This is a genomic window from Cellulosimicrobium funkei (genome assembly GCF_001019615.1).
GTDB lineage: Bacteria > Actinomycetota > Actinomycetes > Actinomycetales > Cellulomonadaceae > Cellulosimicrobium > Cellulosimicrobium cellulans_E.
Map to the genome: position 1 here is coordinate 215,249 of NZ_JNBQ01000002.1, position 17,533 is coordinate 232,781.

A 17,533-nucleotide genomic window follows, 5' to 3' on the forward strand; every position below is an offset into this window, starting at 1 on the left:
AGGCTTGTACCCGTCGTCCGGCGGGCAGGTGTACGCCGCTCACGAGGAGCAGCACATGTTCGAGAGATTCACAGACCGAGCCCGTCGGGTCGTCGTCCTTGCCCAAGAAGAGGCACGGATGCTCAACCACAACTACATCGGCACCGAGCACATCCTCCTCGGCCTCATCCACGAGGGCGAGGGTGTCGCGGCCAAGGCGCTGGAGTCCCTCGGGATCTCCCTCGACGGCGTCCGCACCCAGGTGACCGAGATCATCGGCGAGGGCCAGCAGGCCCCGAGCGGGCACATCCCGTTCACGCCGCGCGCCAAGAAGGTGCTCGAGCTGTCGCTGCGCGAGGCGCTCCAGCTCGGCCACAACTACATCGGCACCGAGCACATCCTGCTCGGCCTCATCCGTGAGGGCGAGGGCGTCGCCGCCCAGGTCCTGACCAAGATGGGCGCCGACCTCAACAAGGTGCGCCAGCAGGTCATCCAGCTCCTGTCCGGCTACCAGGGCAAGGAGCCCGTCGCCGCCGGCGGCCCCGCCGAGGGTCAGCCGTCCGGGTCGGCCGTGCTCGACCAGTTCGGGCGCAACCTCACCCAGGCCGCGCGCGAGGGCAAGCTCGACCCGGTCATCGGGCGCAGCCTCGAGATCGAGCGCGTCATGCAGGTGCTGAGCCGCCGCACCAAGAACAACCCGGTGCTGATCGGCGAGCCCGGCGTCGGCAAGACCGCCGTCGTCGAGGGCCTGGCGCAGGACATCGTGCGCGGCGACGTGCCCGAGACGCTCAAGGACAAGCAGCTCTACACGCTCGACCTCGGCGCCCTCGTGGCCGGCTCGCGCTACCGCGGTGACTTCGAGGAGCGCCTCAAGAAGGTGCTCAAGGAGATCCGCACGCGCGGCGACATCATCCTGTTCATCGACGAGATCCACACCCTCGTCGGGGCGGGTGCCGCCGAGGGCGCGATCGACGCCGCGAGCATCCTCAAGCCGATGCTCGCGCGCGGCGAGCTGCAGACGATCGGCGCGACGACGCTCGACGAGTACCGCAAGCACGTCGAGAAGGACCCGGCCCTGGAGCGCCGCTTCCAGCCGATCCAGGTCGCCGAGCCGTCGCTCAACCACGCGATCGAGATCCTCAAGGGCCTGCGCGACCGTTACGAGGCGCACCACCGCGTGTCCATCACGGACTCCGCGCTCGTCTCCGCGGCCACGCTCGCGGACCGGTACATCAACGACCGGTTCCTCCCGGACAAGGCGATCGACCTCATCGACGAGGCGGGCGCGCGCCTGCGCATCCGCCGCATGACGGCCCCGCCGGAGCTCAAGGAGCTCGACGAGGAGATCGCCGAGGCGCGTCGCGAGAAGGAGTCCGCGATCGACGCGCAGGACTTCGAGAAGGCCGCCGGCCTGCGCGACAAGGAGAAGCAGCTCACGGCCAAGCGTGCCGACAAGGAGAAGGCGTGGAAGTCCGGTGACCTGGACACCGTCGCCGAGGTGGACGAGGAGCTGATCGCCGAGGTCCTGGCCATGGCCACGGGCATCCCGGTCTTCAAGCTCACCGAGGAGGAGTCCAGCCGCCTGCTGCACATGGAGGACGAGCTGCACAAGCGCGTCGTCGGCCAGGAGGCCGCGATCAAGGCGCTGTCGCAGGCCATCCGCCGTACGCGTGCGGGCCTCAAGGACCCCAAGCGCCCCGGTGGGTCGTTCATCTTTGCCGGCCCGACCGGCGTCGGGAAGACCGAGCTGGCCAAGGCGCTCGCCGAGTTCCTCTTCGGGGACGAGGACGCGCTCATCCAGCTCGACATGTCGGAGTTCTCCGAGAAGCACACCGTCTCGCGGCTGTTCGGCTCGCCCCCCGGCTACGTCGGGTACGACGAGGGTGGTCAGCTCACCGAGAAGGTGCGGCGCAAGCCGTTCTCGGTCGTCCTGTTCGACGAGGTGGAGAAGGCCCACGCGGACATCTTCAACTCGCTCCTGCAGATCCTCGAGGACGGTCGCCTGACCGACTCGCAGGGCCGTGTCGTGGACTTCAAGAACACCGTCATCATCATGACGACCAACCTCGGCACGCGGGACATCGCCAAGGGCGTCCAGACCGGCTTCAACGCCGGCGGCGACCTGGTCACGTCCTACGAGCGCATGAAGGCGAAGGTCAACGAGGAGCTCAAGCAGCACTTCCGCCCCGAGTTCCTCAACCGCGTCGACGACGTGGTGGTCTTCCCGCAGCTCTCGCAGGCCGAGATCATCCAGATCGTCGACCTGATGATCGCCCGCCTCGACACCCGCCTGCGGGACAAGGACATGGGCATCGAGCTCACCCCGGCGGCGAAGGTCCTGCTCGCCGAGAAGGGCTACGACCCGGTCCTGGGCGCCCGTCCGCTGCGCCGCGCGATCCAGCGCGACATCGAGGACGTGCTGTCCGAGAAGATCCTGTTCGGCGAGCTCAAGGCCGGCGAGATCGTCCTGGTCGACGCCGAGGGCGAGGGCCTGCTCGGGGAGTTCACCTTCCGGGGTGTCTCCAAGGGCGAGCACGACCGCGGCCCGGTGAGCGTGGGCGCGGCCGCCGCGCTCGACGCCCCCACCGGCGTCTCGGTCCGCGACCTGCCCCCGACGGGCGAGCTCCAGGCCGGCGCTGAGTGAGTGGTGTGATCCGCTCCTGAGAGCCTGACGACGTCTGCCCCATCGGCAGCCGCCTGACACACGGGCCCCGATCCTCCTCCGGGAGGGTCGGGGCCCGTCGTCGTCCCGCCGGGGAGCGCCGCCGCCGCGCGAGGTAGAACCTCCGGTCGCGAGGTAGTACCCGCGGGGCTCTACCTCGCGACCGGAGGTTCTACCTCGCCGTACAGGACGCGACGCCGTTGCACGGCGTTACGTTCGTCCGCCTCGTGGGACGGGACGCGGTGCCCCTTTCCGGGTGGTGCGCACGCTGGCACAGTCGCCCGCATGCAGACGACACCGGGGGGCCCTGTCGCCGTCCCCGCCGCCGACGCCGGGCGCGTGCCCGGCCTCGCGTGTCGTCGCGCGCTCGACTCGCAGGCGTGTCGCCGCGCCGCGTGTCGTCCGACCCCGTGCCGCTGAGCACGTCGACGCACTGACCGACGGCCGCCCCGGCCGCTGTCGGGCCCTTTCACCACCTCACCTCCCGCGCGCGGCTTCCGCATGCGCCCGTGCGCTCTCCCCGAGAGGACTCGCCATGCCCGCACACCCGCTCGTCCGTTCCTCCGCACCGCCCGGCCGCCAGTCCGGTCGTTCGTCGCGCCGCCGGAGCGCGACCGCCGTCGCGCTCGGCCTCGTCGCGCTCCTCGCCACGGGTGCGTGCGGCGCCGCGCAGGCCTCCGGCGGCACGGACCCGGCCGACGGCGCGGCTCTCGCCGCCGACGCCGACCTGCCCACCGAGGTGCCCGAGGGCACGGTCCTGCGGATCGGTGACCCGACGACGCAGAAGGCGTTCGAGCTGGCCGGTGACGACCTCGACAGCGACTTCTCGTTCGAGGTCGAGTGGGCCAACATCTCCGGCGGCCCCGCGACGACGGAAGCGTTCCGCGCGGGGTCGCTCGACGTCGGAGCCGTGGCCGAGATCCCGCCGATCCACGCGACGTGGACGGGCCTGGACGTGCAGATCTACGCGTCGATCTACCGGGAGAACTGGGAGGACGCGCCGATCTACGAGTTCGCGGGCGCGCCCGGCGTCGAGCTCGACTCGCTCGAGGACTTCCGCGGCCACCGCATCGCGTTCAGCCCGGGCCAGGCGCAGGGCGCGATCGTGCTCAAGGCGCTCCAGGAGGCGGGCCTCACCCAGGAGGACGTCGAGCTGGTCGAGCTGCCGAGCACGGGCGACGTGTACTCGACGGCCCTCGCGGCGGGCGAGGTCGACATCGCCCCGCTGGGCGGCACGCAGCTCTACCGCTACCTGGGCACGTACGAGGCCGACGGCGCGACGTCGGTCAAGCACCACCTGCGCGACGACGCCTCGCACCTCTACGGCCCGACGGAGGTCGTCGAGGACCCGGCCAAGGCCGCGGCGCTGCGCGAGTACGTCGCGGCGTGGGCGGCGGCGAAGGTCTGGATCGACGAGCACCCCGAGGAGTGGAAGCAGGGGTACTACGTCGAGGACCAGGGCCTCAGCGAGGAGGACGCGCAGTACCTCATCGACCACGCACCGGTCCCGGACATCCCGTCCGACCTCACCGAGGGCATCGAGCGCACCCAGGCGACGATCGACCTGCTCGCGACCGAGCTCGACCAGGAGCCGTTCGACGCCGCCGACCTGTTCGACGAGCGCTTCGGCCCCGTCGCGGGCGAGGCCGCGACGGCGGCCCGCGACGGGGGCTCGCAGTGAGCGCGGCGGTCGTCGACCGGGTGGATCTCGCCGTCCCGAGCCTCGACGACGCACCCGCGACCACCACGGACGTGCGGCCCCGCGGCACGCGCCTGGGGCTCGGCCGGCCGATCCCGCTCGCGGCGCTCGTCGGGGTGACCCTCCTCGTCGGCGTCTGGTCGGTCGGCTCCGCCACGGGGCTCATCGACCCCCGCGTGCTCTCCGCGCCGTGGACGGTCGTCACGACGGGGGCGGAGCTCGTCGCGAACGGCAAGCTCGGCGCGCACCTCGGGGTGTCGCTCACGCGTGCGGCGCTCGGCCTCGCGTTCGGCATCGTCGCGGGCGTCGTGCTCGCGCTCGCCGCCGGGCTGAGCCGGGTCGGCGACGCCGTGCTCGACGGCCCGATCCAGGTCAAGCGCGCGATCCCCAACCTCGCGCTCCTGCCGCTGCTCATCCTCTGGTTCGGGATCGGCGAGGAGATGAAGGTCATCACCATCGCGCTCGGGGTGTTCATCCCGATCTACCTGCACACGCACAACGGGCTGCGGGCGATCGACAGCCGCTACGTCGAGCTCGCCGAGACGGTGCAGCTCTCGCGCTGGCAGTTCGTGCGCCGCGTCATCCTGCCCGGCGCGCTGCCGGGGTTCTTCCTCGGGCTGCGGTTCGCGGTCACGGGGTCGATGCTCGCGCTCGTCGTCGTCGAGCAGGTCAACGCGACGGCCGGGATCGGCTACATGATGGAGCTCGCGCGGACGTACGGGCAGACGGAGATCATCCTCGTCGGCCTCGTGGTCTACGGCGTGCTGGGCTACTCCGCGGACCTCGCCGTCCGCCTCCTGCAGAGGAGGGTGCTGTCGTGGCGGCGCACGCTGGAGGACTGAGCGTGGAGGAGGACCGCCCGACGGCGGTCGGCGCGGCGGTGCGGGTCCGCTCGCTCGTGCGGTCGTACGGGGAGCAGCGCATCCTCGACCACCTCGACCTCACCGTGGAGGACGGCGAGTTCGTCGCGATCCTGGGGCGGTCCGGCTCGGGCAAGAGCACGCTCCTGCGCGCGCTCGCGGCGCTCGACCACGGGGTCGCGGGCTCGGGCGAGGTCGTCGTGCCCGACCAGGTGTCCGTCGTCTTCCAGGACTCGCGGCTCCTGCCGTGGGCGCGCGTGCTGGACAACGTGGTGCTCGGGCTCGACGCCGGGGCCCGCGGTCGGAGCGCGGCGCGCGACGCGGGCCGCGCGAGCCTCGCCGAGGTGGGGCTCGCCGGGCGTGAGCGCGCGTGGCCGAACGAGCTCTCGGGCGGCGAGCAGCAGCGCGTGTCGCTCGCCCGCTCGCTCGTGCGCTCGCCGCGGCTCCTGCTGGCCGACGAGCCGTTCGGCGCGCTCGACGCCCTGACCCGCATCCGGATGCACGCGCTGCTGCGCGACCTGTGCGCGCGGCACCGCCCCGCCGTCCTGCTCGTGACGCACGACGTGGACGAGGCGATCGTCCTCGCGGACCGCGTCGTCGTCCTCGACGAGGGACGCATCGCGGCGGAGCGCCGCATCGACCAGAGCTACCGCCCCGGCGAGGCGCGCGACCCCGCCGACCCCCGCTTCTCCCTGCTCCGCACCGAGCTGCTCGACGCGCTCGGCGTGGTCCGGGACGACAGGAAGGACATCGCCGCATGACCCGCCACGACTCCGCAGGACACCGCCCCGGGCGCCTGCACCTCAACGCGTTCCTCATGAGCACGGGCCACCACGAGGCGTCGTGGCGGCTGCCCGAGAGCGACCCGTCGTGGACGTCGACGAACATCGCGCACCTCCAGCGCCTCGCGCAGGTCGCGGAGGCGGGCAAGCTCGACTCGATCTTCTTCGCCGACGGGCCGGGCCTGCGGTCCGACGTCGGGCGGCGCCCGGCCGGGTCGCTCGACCCGCTCATCGTGCTCACGGCGATCGCGACCGTGACCGAGCGCATCGGCCTCATCGCGACGGCCTCGACGACGTACAACTCGCCCTACAACCTCGCGCGGCGGTTCGCGTCGATCGACCACGTCTCCGGCGGCCGGGCCGGGTGGAACGTCGTCACGACGGCGGGGCCGGAGATCGCGCGCAACTTCGGCCTCGACGACCAGCCGGCGCACGCCGTGCGGTACGAGCGCGCCGCGGAGTTCCTCGACGTCGCGTTCCGCCTCTGGGACTCGTGGGAGGACGACGCCGTGCTCGCCGACAAGGCCGCGGGCGTGTGGGCGGACCCGGCCAAGATCCACGCGCCCGGCCACGTCGGCACGCACTTCTCCGTGCACGGTGCGCTCACGACGCCGCGCTCGCCGCAGGCGCGGCCGCTCATCGTGCAGGCCGGGTCGTCCGAGGACGGCAAGGACCTCGCCGCGCGCTACGCCGAGGCGGTGTTCACCGCGCACCAGACGCTCGACGACGCCCAGGCGTTCTACCGCGACCTCAAGGCCCGGGCGGTCGCCGTCGGGCGGGACCCGGGGACGGTGAAGATCCTGCCCGGCATCGTCCCCGTCATCGGGTCCACCGAGGCGGAGGCGCTCGCGCGGGAACGCGAGCTCGACGAGCTCATCGTCCCCGAGTACGCCCGCGCCCAGCTCGCGAAGACGCTGCGCCTCGCGCCCGAGGACCTGCCGCTCGACCGCGAGCTGCCCGCCGACCTGCCGTCCGAGGACGAGATCGAGGGCGCCAAGAGCCGGTACACGCTGATCGTCGAGCTCGCGCGCCGCGAGCGGCTCACCGTGCGCCAGCTCATCGGGCGCCTCGGCGGCGGCCGCGGGCACCGCACGTTCGCGGGCACGCCCGACCAGGTCGCCGACGCGATCCAGGACTGGTACGACGCCGAGGCCGCCGACGGGTTCAACATCATGCCCGCGGTGCTGCCGTCGGGGCTCGAGCAGTTCGTCGAGCACGTGCTGCCCGTGCTGCGCGAGCGCGGTCTGTTCCGCGAGGAGTACGAGGGCCGCACGCTGCGCGAGCACTACGGGCTCGAGCGGCCCACCAACCGGTACGGGGGAGCCTCGTCCGACGGCGGCGCGCGCGTCCTCGAGGAGGCCCTCGCGTGAGCGCCGAGCACCTCTGGTACATCCCGAACCAGGTCCGTCCCGGGCACCGCGGGGACGACACGGTCCAGGACCACAACAGCCTCGACACCCTGACGAGCCACGCGCACGCGCTGGAACGCCACGGGTTCGCGGGCGCGCTGCTCGGGACGAGCTGGGGGCGTCCCGACACGTTCACGGTCGCGACGGCGCTCGCCGCCCGCACCACGACGTTCGAGCCGCTCGTCGCGATCCGGCCCGGGTTCTGGCGGCCCGCGCACTTCGCGTCCGCCGCCGCGACGCTGGACCACCTCAGCGGCGGCCGGCTGCGCGTGAACATCGTGTCCGGCACGGACGGGCAGGAGGCGTACGGCGACGGCGAGGCGGACCCGGCGCACCGCTACGCCCGCACGCGCGAGTTCCTGCAGATCGTGCGGCGTTTGTGGACACAGGAGGAGGTCACGTACGCGGGCGACCACTTCTCCGTCACGCGCTCGTCGCTCGGGCCGCGCCCGGTCGTGCGTGGAGATCGGCAGCACCCGCGCATCTACTTCGGTGGCGCGTCGGAGGCGGCCGAGCGGGTCGCCGCGACCGAGGCCGACGTCCAGCTCTTCTGGGGCGAGCCGCTCGACGGGATCTCGGAGCGCATCGACCGTCTCAAGCGGCTGAGCGCCGACCTGGGGCGCGAGCACGCCCCGCTCGAGTTCGGGCTGCGGATCACGACGTTCGTGCGCGACACGACCGAGCAGGCGTGGGCCGACGCCGAGGCGAAGGTCGCGGAGCTGGCCGCGCGGTCGCCGGAGGCCGAGGCGTGGTCCGCGCGCGACCGGGGGCGGCGCACCGCCGTCGGGCAGCAGCGCCTGCTCGACCTCGCGGCGCGCGGCGAGGTGCTCGACGACAACCTCTGGACGACGCCCGGCCGGTTCGGCGGCGGGGGAGCGGGCACGACGTGGCTCGTCGGCTCGGCGGAGGACGTCGCGAAGTCGCTGCGGCGCTACCAGGACCTCGGCGTCACGCACTTCGTCCTCTCCGACACCCCGTACCTGCGCGAGATCGAGCGCCAGGGCACCCGGCTCCTCCCGCTCCTGCGGGACTGAACGGCGCCCCCCTGATCGACCCGCGCGCCGCGAGATCGACCTACCGAGGGTCGATCTCGGACGCGCGGGTCGATCTCGCGGCGGTGGGGGCAATCCCCGCGCGGACGCAGCCGGGCCCGGAGTACCGTCCGGACGTGGACCGGAGCCAGTTCGACGACCTCACTGCCCGCCTGCGCGCCGCCGGGTGCGTCTTCGCGGAGGACGAGGCCGCGCTCCTCGCCGAGCGCGCCGACGACGACGCGCACCTCGAGGCGCTCGTCGCGCGCCGCGTCGCGGGCGAGCCGCTCGAGCACCTGCTCGGGTACGTCGACTTCCACGGGCTCCGCGTCGCCGTCGACCCCGGGGTGTTCGTGCCGCGGCAGCGCACCACGCTGCTCGTCGACGAGGCGGTCGCGCTCGGGCGGCAGGCCGCGGGTGGCGTGTCGGCCGGGCTGCCCGACGGCGCAGCGGACGGTGAGCCCGGCGGGTCGCCCGTCGTCGTGGTGGACCTGTGCTGCGGCGCGGGCGCGCTCGGCCTCGCGACCGCGACCGACCTCGCGCGGGAGTCGGCCGTCGTGCTGCACGCGAGCGACGTGGACCCGGCCGCGGTCGCGTGCGCCGCGCGGAACGTCGCCGCCGTCGGCGGGAGCGCGCACGAGGGCGACCTCTTCGACCCGCTGCCCGCCGGTCTGCGCGGCCGGGTCGACCTCCTCCTCGCCAACGTGCCGTACGTCCCGACGGGCGAGATACCGCTCCTGCCGCGCGAGGCGCGCGACCACGAGGCCCACGTCGCGCTCGACGGCGGAGGTGACGGGCTGGACGTGCTGCGCCGCGTCGCGGCCGAGGCGCGCGACTGGCTCGTGCCCGGCGGCCACCTGCTCACCGAGTCGGGCGAGCGGCAGGCGGCGGGCGCCGTCGGTGTCCTGGAGGGTGCGGGACTGCGGGCCCGCGTCGTCCGGGACGAGGAGATCGGGGCGACGATCGTCGTCGGGACGCTTCCCGCCGTGCCGTGAGGGGCGGCCCTGGCGTCTCCGGGGCCGCTCCCACTTTCGCCGGACCGGGACGGGCTCTCGCTCGGTGCAAGGATCCGGCCGCTCGCGACAGGTGCAGGACGAGAACCGACGTGCGGGGGATGGGCGGCGATGACGAGCGACCGACGGGGACGGCGGCGCGGGCACGGACTTGCCGCAGCGCTGCTCGTGGCCGTGCTGCCCGCGTGCGGCGGCCCGGGAGGCCTGGTCACCGCGTGCCCCGCGGTCGGCTACGTGGCGCGCCTCGAGGTCCGGCTCGACGACTCCTGGCCGGATCGGGACGCCTACGGCGTCGCCGTGAGCTGCGTCGGCGTCGAACCCTGCGGGCTGGTCCGCGACGGGACGATCTCGATCGACCCCGAGCCGATCCCCACGACGGTCCCCGTGCATCCGGTGCATCCGGTGCAGCCGGACGAGCCGGGCCAGCCGGACCAGCCGGACGCTGTCGAGACCACGCCCGAGGCGTCGGCGGAGGACGCACCGGCCGAGCCGTCGCGCGGAGAGTGGACGGGCTCCGCGCTGAACGGCCCGGTCGGCCCGATCGTCGTGCGCGTCGTGGAGCTCGCGTCCGGTGACGTCGTCGTCGAGCAGGAGGTGGATCCGGAGTTCCTGCCGACGACCGGCGACTTCGGCGCCGGCTGCGGCGGCCCGTCCGTCGCGACGGTCGAGATCGCCGACCCGCTGGCCTGACAGCTAGGTCGACGGCCGGACGAGCAGGGCGCGGATCTCCTTCTCCGCCTGCGCGGGCGTCAGCGCGCGGCAGCCGAGCGACTCCCAGTGGCGCACGAGCGCGGGCTCGGCGCGCAGGAGTCCCCACCCGCGCCGGAACAGGGTGAGCGGCGGCTTGCGCATCTCCGCGAGGTCGCGCAGCAGACGGAACCAGAACGTCATGAGCCGCGGCCGGCGCAGGCAGATCGCGTCGGCCAGCACGTCCTGGGCGCGGCAGGCCGCGACGATCTCCGCCGCGAAGATCCCCTCGGCCAGCACGACCCGCGAGCCCGTGACGTCGAGGTGCGTCGTCCCCGTGCGGCGCGACGTCGGGATGTCGTAGACCGGCACGTCCGCGTGCCCTGTGCGCGCGAGCTCGACGAGCGCCGCGACGGCGCCCGTCGCGTCCCACGAGCGTGGGTCGTCCCAGTCCACGATGCCGAACCGCTGCGGCAGGTCGGGGTGGTCGTGGTCGAGGTAGAAGTCGTCGAGCGCGACGACCGGGAGGCCGAGGCGCCGCGTGAGCGACGTCTTGCCCGAGCCGGACGCCCCGGTGAGCAGCACTATCCGCGTCGGGACCTCACGTGACCCCGGCGGGAGGTCGAACAGCGCCGGACCCCCGGCGGGATCGGCGGTCACCGGGTCGGTCCGGCTCGCGGCGTCGGCCGGACCGCCGTCGGCGTGGTGCTGAGGGTCGCTCACGGGACACCATTGTCGCAGCGTCCGGCGCGGGCTCGTCAGGGCTGGGCGTCGGGGGCGGCACGTAGCCTTCCCCGGTGACCGCACTCGATCCTGCCGCCCTGCTCGCCCGCGACGCCCTCGCCCGCCTCGACCGGTGGGAGCCGGCCGACGAGGAGCAGGCGGCGCTCGCGGCGGAGTACCGCGCGTTCGTCCGCGGCGACGGTGGGTCCGGCGCACGCGCCGACGCCGTCCGGCGCGACGGCGGACCGCAGCACCTCACGGCGAGCTGCTTCGTGCTCAGCCCGGACCTGGACCGCGTCCTGCTCTGCTTCCACCGCAAGGGCCAGTTCTGGGTCCAGGTGGGCGGCCACATCGAGCCGGGCGACACGACGCTCGCGGGCGCCGCCTATCGCGAGGCGCGCGAGGAGAGCGGCCTCGACGACCTCGTCCCGTTCGACCCGGACCCCGAGCCGTCCACCGACCCGGACGACGGCCCCGGCGCCGAGCACCAGGCCGTCGCTCCCGCCGCGCCCGTCGACGTGCACCGCCACGACCTCGCCGCCGCGTTCGGGACGTGCCGCACGCACTGGGACGTCGGGTTCGTCGCGTTCGCGGATCCCGACGCGCGGACGGCCGTGAGCGACGAGAGCGAGGACGTCGCGTGGTTCCCGGTCGACGCGCTCCCGGCCGGCACGCCGGACGACTTCCCGGTCCGTCTGGCGACCGTCCTCGCGGAGGTGCGCCACCGCCGTCGGGCATGACCTCTGCCGCGAGGTAGAACGCGCGGTCGCGACGTAGAACCTGCGGAGTTCTACCTGGCGACCGCGGGTTCTACCTCGGCGCCAGGATCACGTGGAGGGTGCGCGGGCCGTGGACGCCCTCGACGCGTGAGAGCTCGATGTCGCTCGTCGCGCTGGGGCCGCTGATCCACGTCTGCGGTCGCTCCGGGTGCGCGGCGAGCAGCCGCACGGCCTCGGGGACCGTCTCGACGACCTGGTCGGTGCGCACGACGCACACGTGCAGGTCGGGGACGAGCGTGATCGCGCGGCGGCCCTGGTCCGGCTCGCTGTCGAGCACGATCGTGCCGGTGTCGGCGATCGCGACGCGCGCGGCCGTGACGACGGCGTCCACGCGGTCGAGCTCGTCGGGCGTGCGCGGGTCGTCGCGCGCGTCGGGCACGACGACGGTCCCGGCACCCAGCGCGTCGAGCCACGCGACGTCGAGCCCCGGCGGCACGACGACGGAGCCCGCGTCCGCGAGCAGGTCACCGACGACGGTGGCCACCTCGCTTGCCGTGGCGGCCACGTGCACGTGCGCCCGGTAGTCGACGAGCCGGTCGACGAGGACGTCGACGGCCTCCGGCGACCCCGGCGCGAGGTCGCCGCGCTCGCGGTACGCCCGCGGGACGGAGCCGGACGCCGCCGAGCCGGTCGCCGTCGACCCGCCGAGCGCGGCGCGGACGCGGGCGAGGACGTCGTCGCGCGCGCTCATCGGCCCTCACCCCCCTCGCCGAACCCGGGGTTGTCGGTCGCCGCGGCGCCGAACCCGCCCGTATCCCCGGGTTCGGCGCCTGGGGGTGCCGGGGCGGGGGCGGGGCGGTCGCGCCACCAGTCGCGGAAGGTCTGCTTCGCGGGGGCCGGGAGGTCGCGCGAGCGGGTCCAGGCGGACGCGGGCGGCGGGAGGGTCGAGATCCGGCCCTTCGGACCGGCGACCAGGCGCCCGACCCCCGCCGCCTTCTCCGCGAGCTCGAACCGCCGCGCGTCGGACATGACGAACGATGCCGCCTTCATCGCGGCGCCCCACCCCGTCGGGCGGCCGCGGTCGGCGTCGACCTCGCGCGCCCGGAGCTCGACGAGGATCGACGGGATGTCGATCTTCACGGGGCACACCTCGTAGCACGCGCCGCACAGCGTCGAGGCGTAGGGGAGGGACGCGTTCGGGTCGTGGTGGCCGGAGAGGCCGCCGGAGGACTTCGTGAGCTGCGGCGTGAGGATCGCGCCGATCGGGCCGGGGTACACCGACCCGTACGCGTGACCCCCGACGCGCTCGTACACCGGGCACACGTTGAGGCACGCCGAGCAGCGGATGCAGTGCAGCGCGGCCCGCCCGACCTCGTCGGCGAGGACGTCCGTGCGGCCGTTGTCGAGCAGGACGAGGTGGAACTCCTGCGGTCCGTCGCCGGGCGTGACGCCCGTCCACAGGGACGTGTACGGGTTCATGCGCTCGCCCGTGGACGAGCGCGGCAGGAGCTGGAGGAACACCTCCAGGTCGGTGTACGTCGGCACGACCTTCTCGATCCCCATGACCGTGATGAGCGTCTCGGGGAGCGTGAGGCACATACGGCCGTTGCCCTCGGACTCGACGACGGTCAGCGTCCCCGTGTCCGCGACGCCGAAGTTCGCGCCGCTGATCGCGACCTTCGCCGAGAGGAACTTGCGGCGCAGGTGGGCGCGCGCGGCCATCGCGAGCTCGCGCGGGACGTCCGACAGGTCGGGCGGGGCGTCGCCCATGCGCGCGAGGAAGATCTCGCGGATCTCCGCGCGGTTGCGATGGATCGCGGGCACGAGGATGTGTGACGGCATGTCGTCGGCGAGCTGCACGATGAGCTCCGCGAGGTCCGTCTCGTACGCCGCGATCCCCTCGGCGGCGAGCGCCTCGTTGAGCCCGATCTCCTGCGTCGCCATCGACTTCACCTTGACGACCTCGTCGACGCCCTTGCCCTTGACGAGGTCCGCGACGATCCGGTTCGCCTCGTCGGCGTCGCGCGCCCAGTGCACGACGCCGCCGCGCGCCACGACGTTCCGCTCCAGCTCCTCGAGGAGCTCGGGCAGGCGCGCCATGACGTCGGTCTTGATCGCGGAGCCCGCGTCGCGCAGCGCCTCCCAGTCCGGCACCTCGCCGACTACGGCCGCGCGCTTGGCCCGGATGGTCGACGTCGCGTGCGCGAGGTTGCGGCGGAGCTGCGTGTTCTGGAGGGCCTCGCGCGCCCCGTCGGGGAACGACCCGCCCCAGCGCAGCGGCGCGTCGGGGTGCGGCACGTCGCCGAACGCGTCCGACGCCGCCCCCGCACCCGCGGAGGTGCCGTGCCCGCCGGGGTGCGCGACGTCGTCGGGCAGGGTGCGCGCACCGCGCCGCACGGGCAGGCCGAGGAACGTGCGGCTCACCGGGCACCCCCGCGCGTCGACGGACCGACCCCGGCGGTGGCGGGCGCGTCCTTGGTGGACGCGAGGATCTCCGCGAGGTGCAGCGTGCGGACGCCCGCGCGGATGCGCGAGAGCCCGCCGCCGATGTGCATGAGGCACGACGCGTCGCCCGCGGTGAGGACCTCGGCGCCCGTCGCCTTCACGTGCGTCATCTTGTCGGCGAGCATCGCGGTCGAGGTCTCGGCGTTCTTCAGCGCGAACGTGCCGCCGAACCCGCAGCACGCCTCCGCCGCGGGCAGCTCGACGAGGTCGATCCCCTCGACCGCCCGCAGGAGCCGCAGCGGCTTGTCGCCGACGTGGAGCATGCGCAGCGAGTGGCACGTCGGGTGGTAGGTGACCCGGTGCGGGAAGTAGGCGCCGACGTCGGTCACGCCGAGCACGTCGACGAGCAGCTCGGACAGCTCGTACGTCTTCGCGGCGACCGCGTCGGCGGTGCGCGCGAGGTCGTCGAGGCCGGCGCGCCGGCAGACCATGCCCTGCTGGTGCCGCACGGACCCGGTGCACGACCCGGACGGCACGACGACCGCGTCCCACTCGCCGTCGAGCACGGGGGAGAACGCCTCGACGTGGTTGCGCACCACGGGCACCGCCTCGTCGAGGTACCCCGTGTTGACGTGCATCTGGCCGCAGCAGGCCTGCCGCTCGGGGAAGAACACCTCGTGGCCGAGGCGCTCGAGGAGGAGGGCGGTGGCGCGCGGTGCCTGGGGGAACATCACGTCGCCGATGCAGGTCGCGGTGAGGGCTATGCGCATCGTTGCTCCGGGGGAGGGCGAGTCGGTCCAGTCTCGCCGGGCCGCGTCCGCGCCGCCTGCCGAGACCGCCGCGGTGAGGCGCCGCGGCTGTGGTCTGACCACAGACGGCCCACTGTAGACCACGGGACGCCGTGAGGTCTGACCACAGCGACCCGGGGTCGCCTACCCTGGGCGGGTGCGCACCCACGAACGCGTCCTCGCCCGCATCGAGGCGGACCTCGCCACGGGTCGCTGGGCGCTCGGCGAGCGGCTCCCGGCCGAGCGCGCGCTCGCCGAGGAGCTGGGCGTCTCGCGCCCCTCCGTGCGGGAGGCGATCCGCGTCCTCGAGGCCATGGGCATCGTGCGCACGGCCGTCGGGTCCGGGCCCGACGCCGGGGCGACCGTCGTCGACCGGCCCGCCGCCGGCCTCGGGGCGGCCGTGCGGCTGCACGTCGCGTCGGGGACGCTCGCCGTGCGCGACGTGGTCGAGACGCGCGTGCTCCTCGAGACGTGGGCCGCCGGCGCGGCAGCCGAGCGGGTCGTCGCCGCGCAGAGCACCGGCGAGCGGGGGGCCGACCCGGGGCCGGGCACGCCCGAGGTCGCCGAGGCGCTCGCCGCGGCGCGCGCGCTGCTCGACCGCATGGACGACCGGGCGCTCGCGGCCGAGGAGTTCCGCGAGCTCGACGCGTCGTTCCACGTGCTGCTCGTGCGGATCGCGGGCAACCCGCTCGTCGAGGCGGTCATGACCGGGCTGCGCGGCGCGATCGAGTCGTACGTCGCCCAGGGGAGCGCCGCCCTGCCGTCCTGGGAGCGGACGGCGGCACGCCTGCGCGCCGAGCACCGCGCCGTCCTCGCGGCCGTGACCGCGGGCGACGGCGATCGCGCCGCGCGTCAGGTCCGCGCCCACATCGAGGGCTTCTACGCCGAGACGGGGCTCTGAGCGACCTCCGGTGCGGCGGCGTCGCGGCCCGGTCACGGTCGGGCCTGGAGCGGCGTGCGAACACGCTGTCCTCCGGGCCTCCGCCGGGACTCCGCCAGGGTGGCGGGACGGACGGTCCCGCCACCCCGGCGCCCCGTCAGGCCGAGCAGGTGGCCGTCGGGAGCGTGGTGTTGCCGTTCGAGTACAGCGTGATGCCGAAGGCGTCGCCGTTGCCGTTCGGTGTCGCGGTGAGGGTGCCGCTCGTGCCGGTGACGGCGGCGTTCCAGGAGTTCTGCAGGCTCTGGCCGGAGCCGGTGCGGATGGTCACGGTCCAGTCGGACGCGCCCGAGACCTGGAAGGTCGTGTTGAAGCGGTCGCCCCAGGAGTCGCCCCGCGTCACGGTCACGGTGCAGGTCTCGCCTCCGCCTCCGGAGGCCGACGCACAGGTGGCCGTCGGGAGCGTGGTGTTGCCGTTCGAGTACAAGGTGATCCCGAACGCGTCGCCGTTGCCGTTCGGTGTCGCGGTGAGGGTGCCGCTCGTGCCGGTGACGGCGGCGTTCCAGGAGTTCTGCAGGCTCTGGCCGGAGCCGGTGCGGATGGTCACGGTCCAGTCGGACGCGCCCGAGACCTGGAAGGTCGTGTTGAAGCGGTCGCCCCACGAGTCGCCCCGCGTGACGGTCACCGTGCAGGAGCCGTCTCCGCCCGGGTTCTCCCCGGGGCCGCCGGGGGTCCCGCCGCCGCTGTTGAGCTGGTCGAGCACGGCGGTGTAGGCGGCCTTCTTGGTGCCGTTGCCGTCGAACAGCAGCGGGGTGCCGGACGCGCGCCACGAGTCGGTGTCCCGCACGCCCCAGACGGTGATGCCGGTGCAGCGCGACACGGCCATGCACGCCTGGACCACGCCGCGGTACTGCTCGGCCTGGGAGGAGCCGGAGCCCTCGATGTCGAGCTCGGTGATCTGCACGTCGACGCCCAGGTCGGCGAAGTTCTGGAGCGTGGTGTGGTAGTTGCTCGGGACCGGGTTGCCCGAGTTGAAGTGGGCCTGGAAGCCGACGCAGTCGATCGGCACCCCCCGCGCCTTGAAGTCGCGGACCATGGAGTAGACGGCCTGCGTCTTCGCGTGGCTCCAGTTGTCGGTGTTGTAGTCGTTGTAGCAGAGCTTGGCGCCGGGGTCGGCGGCGCGGGCCGCGCGGAACGCCGCCTCGATCCAGTCGTTGCCGGTGCGCTGCAGGTTCGAGTCGCGGCGCGCGCCCGAGCCGCCGTCGGCGAACGCCTCGTTCACGACGTCCCACGCGTAGATCTTGCCGCGGTAGTGCGTCGCGACCTGCGTCACGTGGTTGAGCATCGCCTGGCGGAGCGCGGAGCCCGACATGTTCTGCATCCAGCCCGGCTGCTGCGAGTGCCACGCGAGGGCGTGCCCGCGGACCTGCTTGCCACGGCTCGTCGCCCAGCTGACGATCTGGTCGCCCTGGGAGTAGTTGAAGCTGTTCTGCGACGGCTCCGTCGCGTCCATCTTCATCTCGTTCTCGGCCGTGATCATGTCGAACTCGCGGTTCGCGATGGTCGAGTACGTCGAGTCGGACAGCCTGCCGGCCGCGAGGGCGGTGCCGAAGTAGCGGCCGGACTCGGCGGCCGCGGCCTCGAGGGTGGAGCCGGCCGCCTGGGCGGAGCCCACACCGACGCCGGTGGTGATGAGCACGGCCACGAGGGCGGCCAGGGCGGCCGACCTCCCGCCGTTCGTGCTGCGCAAGGGTAGTGCTCGGGTCATCGTCGATCCTCTTCCTCCCGGGGTGGACCTCCGTTGGCCCACCAGCGCGAACAACGTGCGCGAGTGACGCTAGTCACACCGAGAGGCTGTG

15 protein-coding genes are annotated in these 17,533 nt (G+C 73.8%); 10 read left to right on the forward strand and 5 right to left on the reverse strand.

The features are described 5' to 3' along the window. Positions 1–55 precede the first annotated feature (55 nt). The 8 genes from FB00_RS03470 (at position 56) to FB00_RS03505 (ending at position 10,125) form a co-directional block, all read left to right on the forward strand. Positions 56–2,623: an ATP-dependent Clp protease ATP-binding subunit gene (locus FB00_RS03470; RefSeq protein WP_047231636.1), complete on the forward strand. Its 2,568-nt coding sequence runs from the start codon at positions 56–58 to the stop codon at positions 2,621–2,623. Positions 2,624–3,176: 553 nt separating this feature from the next. Next, positions 3,177–4,322: an ABC transporter substrate-binding protein gene (locus FB00_RS03475; RefSeq protein ID WP_047231444.1), complete on the forward strand. Its 1,146-nt coding sequence runs from the start codon at positions 3,177–3,179 to the stop codon at positions 4,320–4,322. Then, positions 4,319–5,182 carry an ABC transporter permease gene (locus FB00_RS03480; RefSeq protein WP_082140938.1) on the forward strand — a complete coding sequence of 288 codons (864 nt, stop codon included), beginning with the start codon at positions 4,319–4,321 and terminating at the stop codon, positions 5,180–5,182. The genes FB00_RS03475 and FB00_RS03480 overlap by 4 nt, the downstream gene beginning before the upstream one ends. Beyond that, positions 5,158–5,961, forward strand: coding sequence for an ABC transporter ATP-binding protein (locus tag FB00_RS03485; protein WP_047231445.1), 804 nt, complete (start codon positions 5,158–5,160; stop codon positions 5,959–5,961). The genes FB00_RS03480 and FB00_RS03485 overlap by 25 nt, the downstream gene beginning before the upstream one ends. Then, positions 5,958–7,352 carry an LLM class flavin-dependent oxidoreductase gene (locus FB00_RS03490; protein WP_047231446.1) on the forward strand — a complete coding sequence of 465 codons (1,395 nt, stop codon included), beginning with the start codon at positions 5,958–5,960 and terminating at the stop codon, positions 7,350–7,352. The genes FB00_RS03485 and FB00_RS03490 overlap by 4 nt, the downstream gene beginning before the upstream one ends. Then, positions 7,349–8,425, forward strand: a complete 1,077-nt coding sequence (locus FB00_RS03495; RefSeq protein ID WP_047231447.1) for an LLM class flavin-dependent oxidoreductase — start codon at positions 7,349–7,351, stop codon at positions 8,423–8,425. Before FB00_RS03490 ends, FB00_RS03495 begins: the two co-directional genes overlap by 4 nt. Before the next feature lie 134 nt (positions 8,426–8,559). Then, complete coding sequence (locus tag FB00_RS03500) at positions 8,560–9,417, forward strand: putative protein N(5)-glutamine methyltransferase (protein ID WP_047231448.1); 858 nt, start codon at positions 8,560–8,562, stop codon at positions 9,415–9,417. A 129-nt stretch (positions 9,418–9,546) separates the two neighbouring features. Continuing rightward, the gene (locus FB00_RS03505; protein WP_156186286.1) at positions 9,547–10,125 is read left to right on the forward strand and encodes a hypothetical protein; all 579 of its coding nucleotides are present in this window, start codon (positions 9,547–9,549) and stop codon (positions 10,123–10,125) included. Positions 10,126–10,128: 3 nt separating this feature from the next. On the opposite strand, the gene FB00_RS03510 is transcribed toward FB00_RS03505, so the two are convergent. Beyond that, positions 10,129–10,845, reverse strand: a complete 717-nt coding sequence (locus FB00_RS03510) for a uridine kinase family protein (protein ID WP_331386735.1) — start codon at positions 10,843–10,845, stop codon at positions 10,129–10,131. Between the two features lie 74 nt (positions 10,846–10,919). On the opposite strand from FB00_RS03510, the gene FB00_RS03515 reads away from it, so the two are divergent. After that, a complete protein-coding gene (locus FB00_RS03515; RefSeq protein ID WP_052877407.1) occupies positions 10,920–11,585 on the forward strand; it encodes an NUDIX hydrolase in 666 nt (221 codons plus the stop codon). 70 nt (positions 11,586–11,655) lie between these two features. Here FB00_RS03515 and FB00_RS03520 read toward each other — a convergent pair whose 3' ends face one another. Genes FB00_RS03520 through FB00_RS03530 form a run of 3 tightly spaced genes read right to left on the reverse strand, consistent with a single transcriptional unit; the run spans position 11,656 to position 14,779 of the window. Then, the gene (locus FB00_RS03520) at positions 11,656–12,315 is read right to left on the reverse strand and encodes a LutC/YkgG family protein (protein WP_047231450.1); all 660 of its coding nucleotides are present in this window, start codon (positions 12,313–12,315) and stop codon (positions 11,656–11,658) included. Continuing rightward, positions 12,312–13,988: a LutB/LldF family L-lactate oxidation iron-sulfur protein gene (locus FB00_RS03525; RefSeq protein WP_082140939.1), complete on the reverse strand. Its 1,677-nt coding sequence runs from the start codon at positions 13,986–13,988 to the stop codon at positions 12,312–12,314. The genes FB00_RS03520 and FB00_RS03525 overlap by 4 nt, the downstream gene beginning before the upstream one ends. Further along, the gene (locus FB00_RS03530; RefSeq protein WP_047231451.1) at positions 13,985–14,779 is read right to left on the reverse strand and encodes a (Fe-S)-binding protein; all 795 of its coding nucleotides are present in this window, start codon (positions 14,777–14,779) and stop codon (positions 13,985–13,987) included. Before FB00_RS03530 ends, FB00_RS03525 begins: the two co-directional genes overlap by 4 nt. A 175-nt stretch (positions 14,780–14,954) precedes the next feature. Between FB00_RS03530 and FB00_RS03535 the strand changes: the two genes are divergently transcribed. Then, entirely contained in the window at positions 14,955–15,698 is a 744-nt protein-coding gene (locus FB00_RS03535; RefSeq protein WP_047231452.1) for a FadR/GntR family transcriptional regulator, read from the forward strand. A gap of 136 nt (positions 15,699–15,834) precedes the next feature. Here FB00_RS03535 and FB00_RS03540 read toward each other — a convergent pair whose 3' ends face one another. Continuing rightward, a complete protein-coding gene (locus tag FB00_RS03540; protein ID WP_231581688.1) occupies positions 15,835–17,442 on the reverse strand; it encodes an endo-1,4-beta-xylanase in 1,608 nt (535 codons plus the stop codon). Positions 17,443–17,533: the final 91 nt, after the last annotated feature.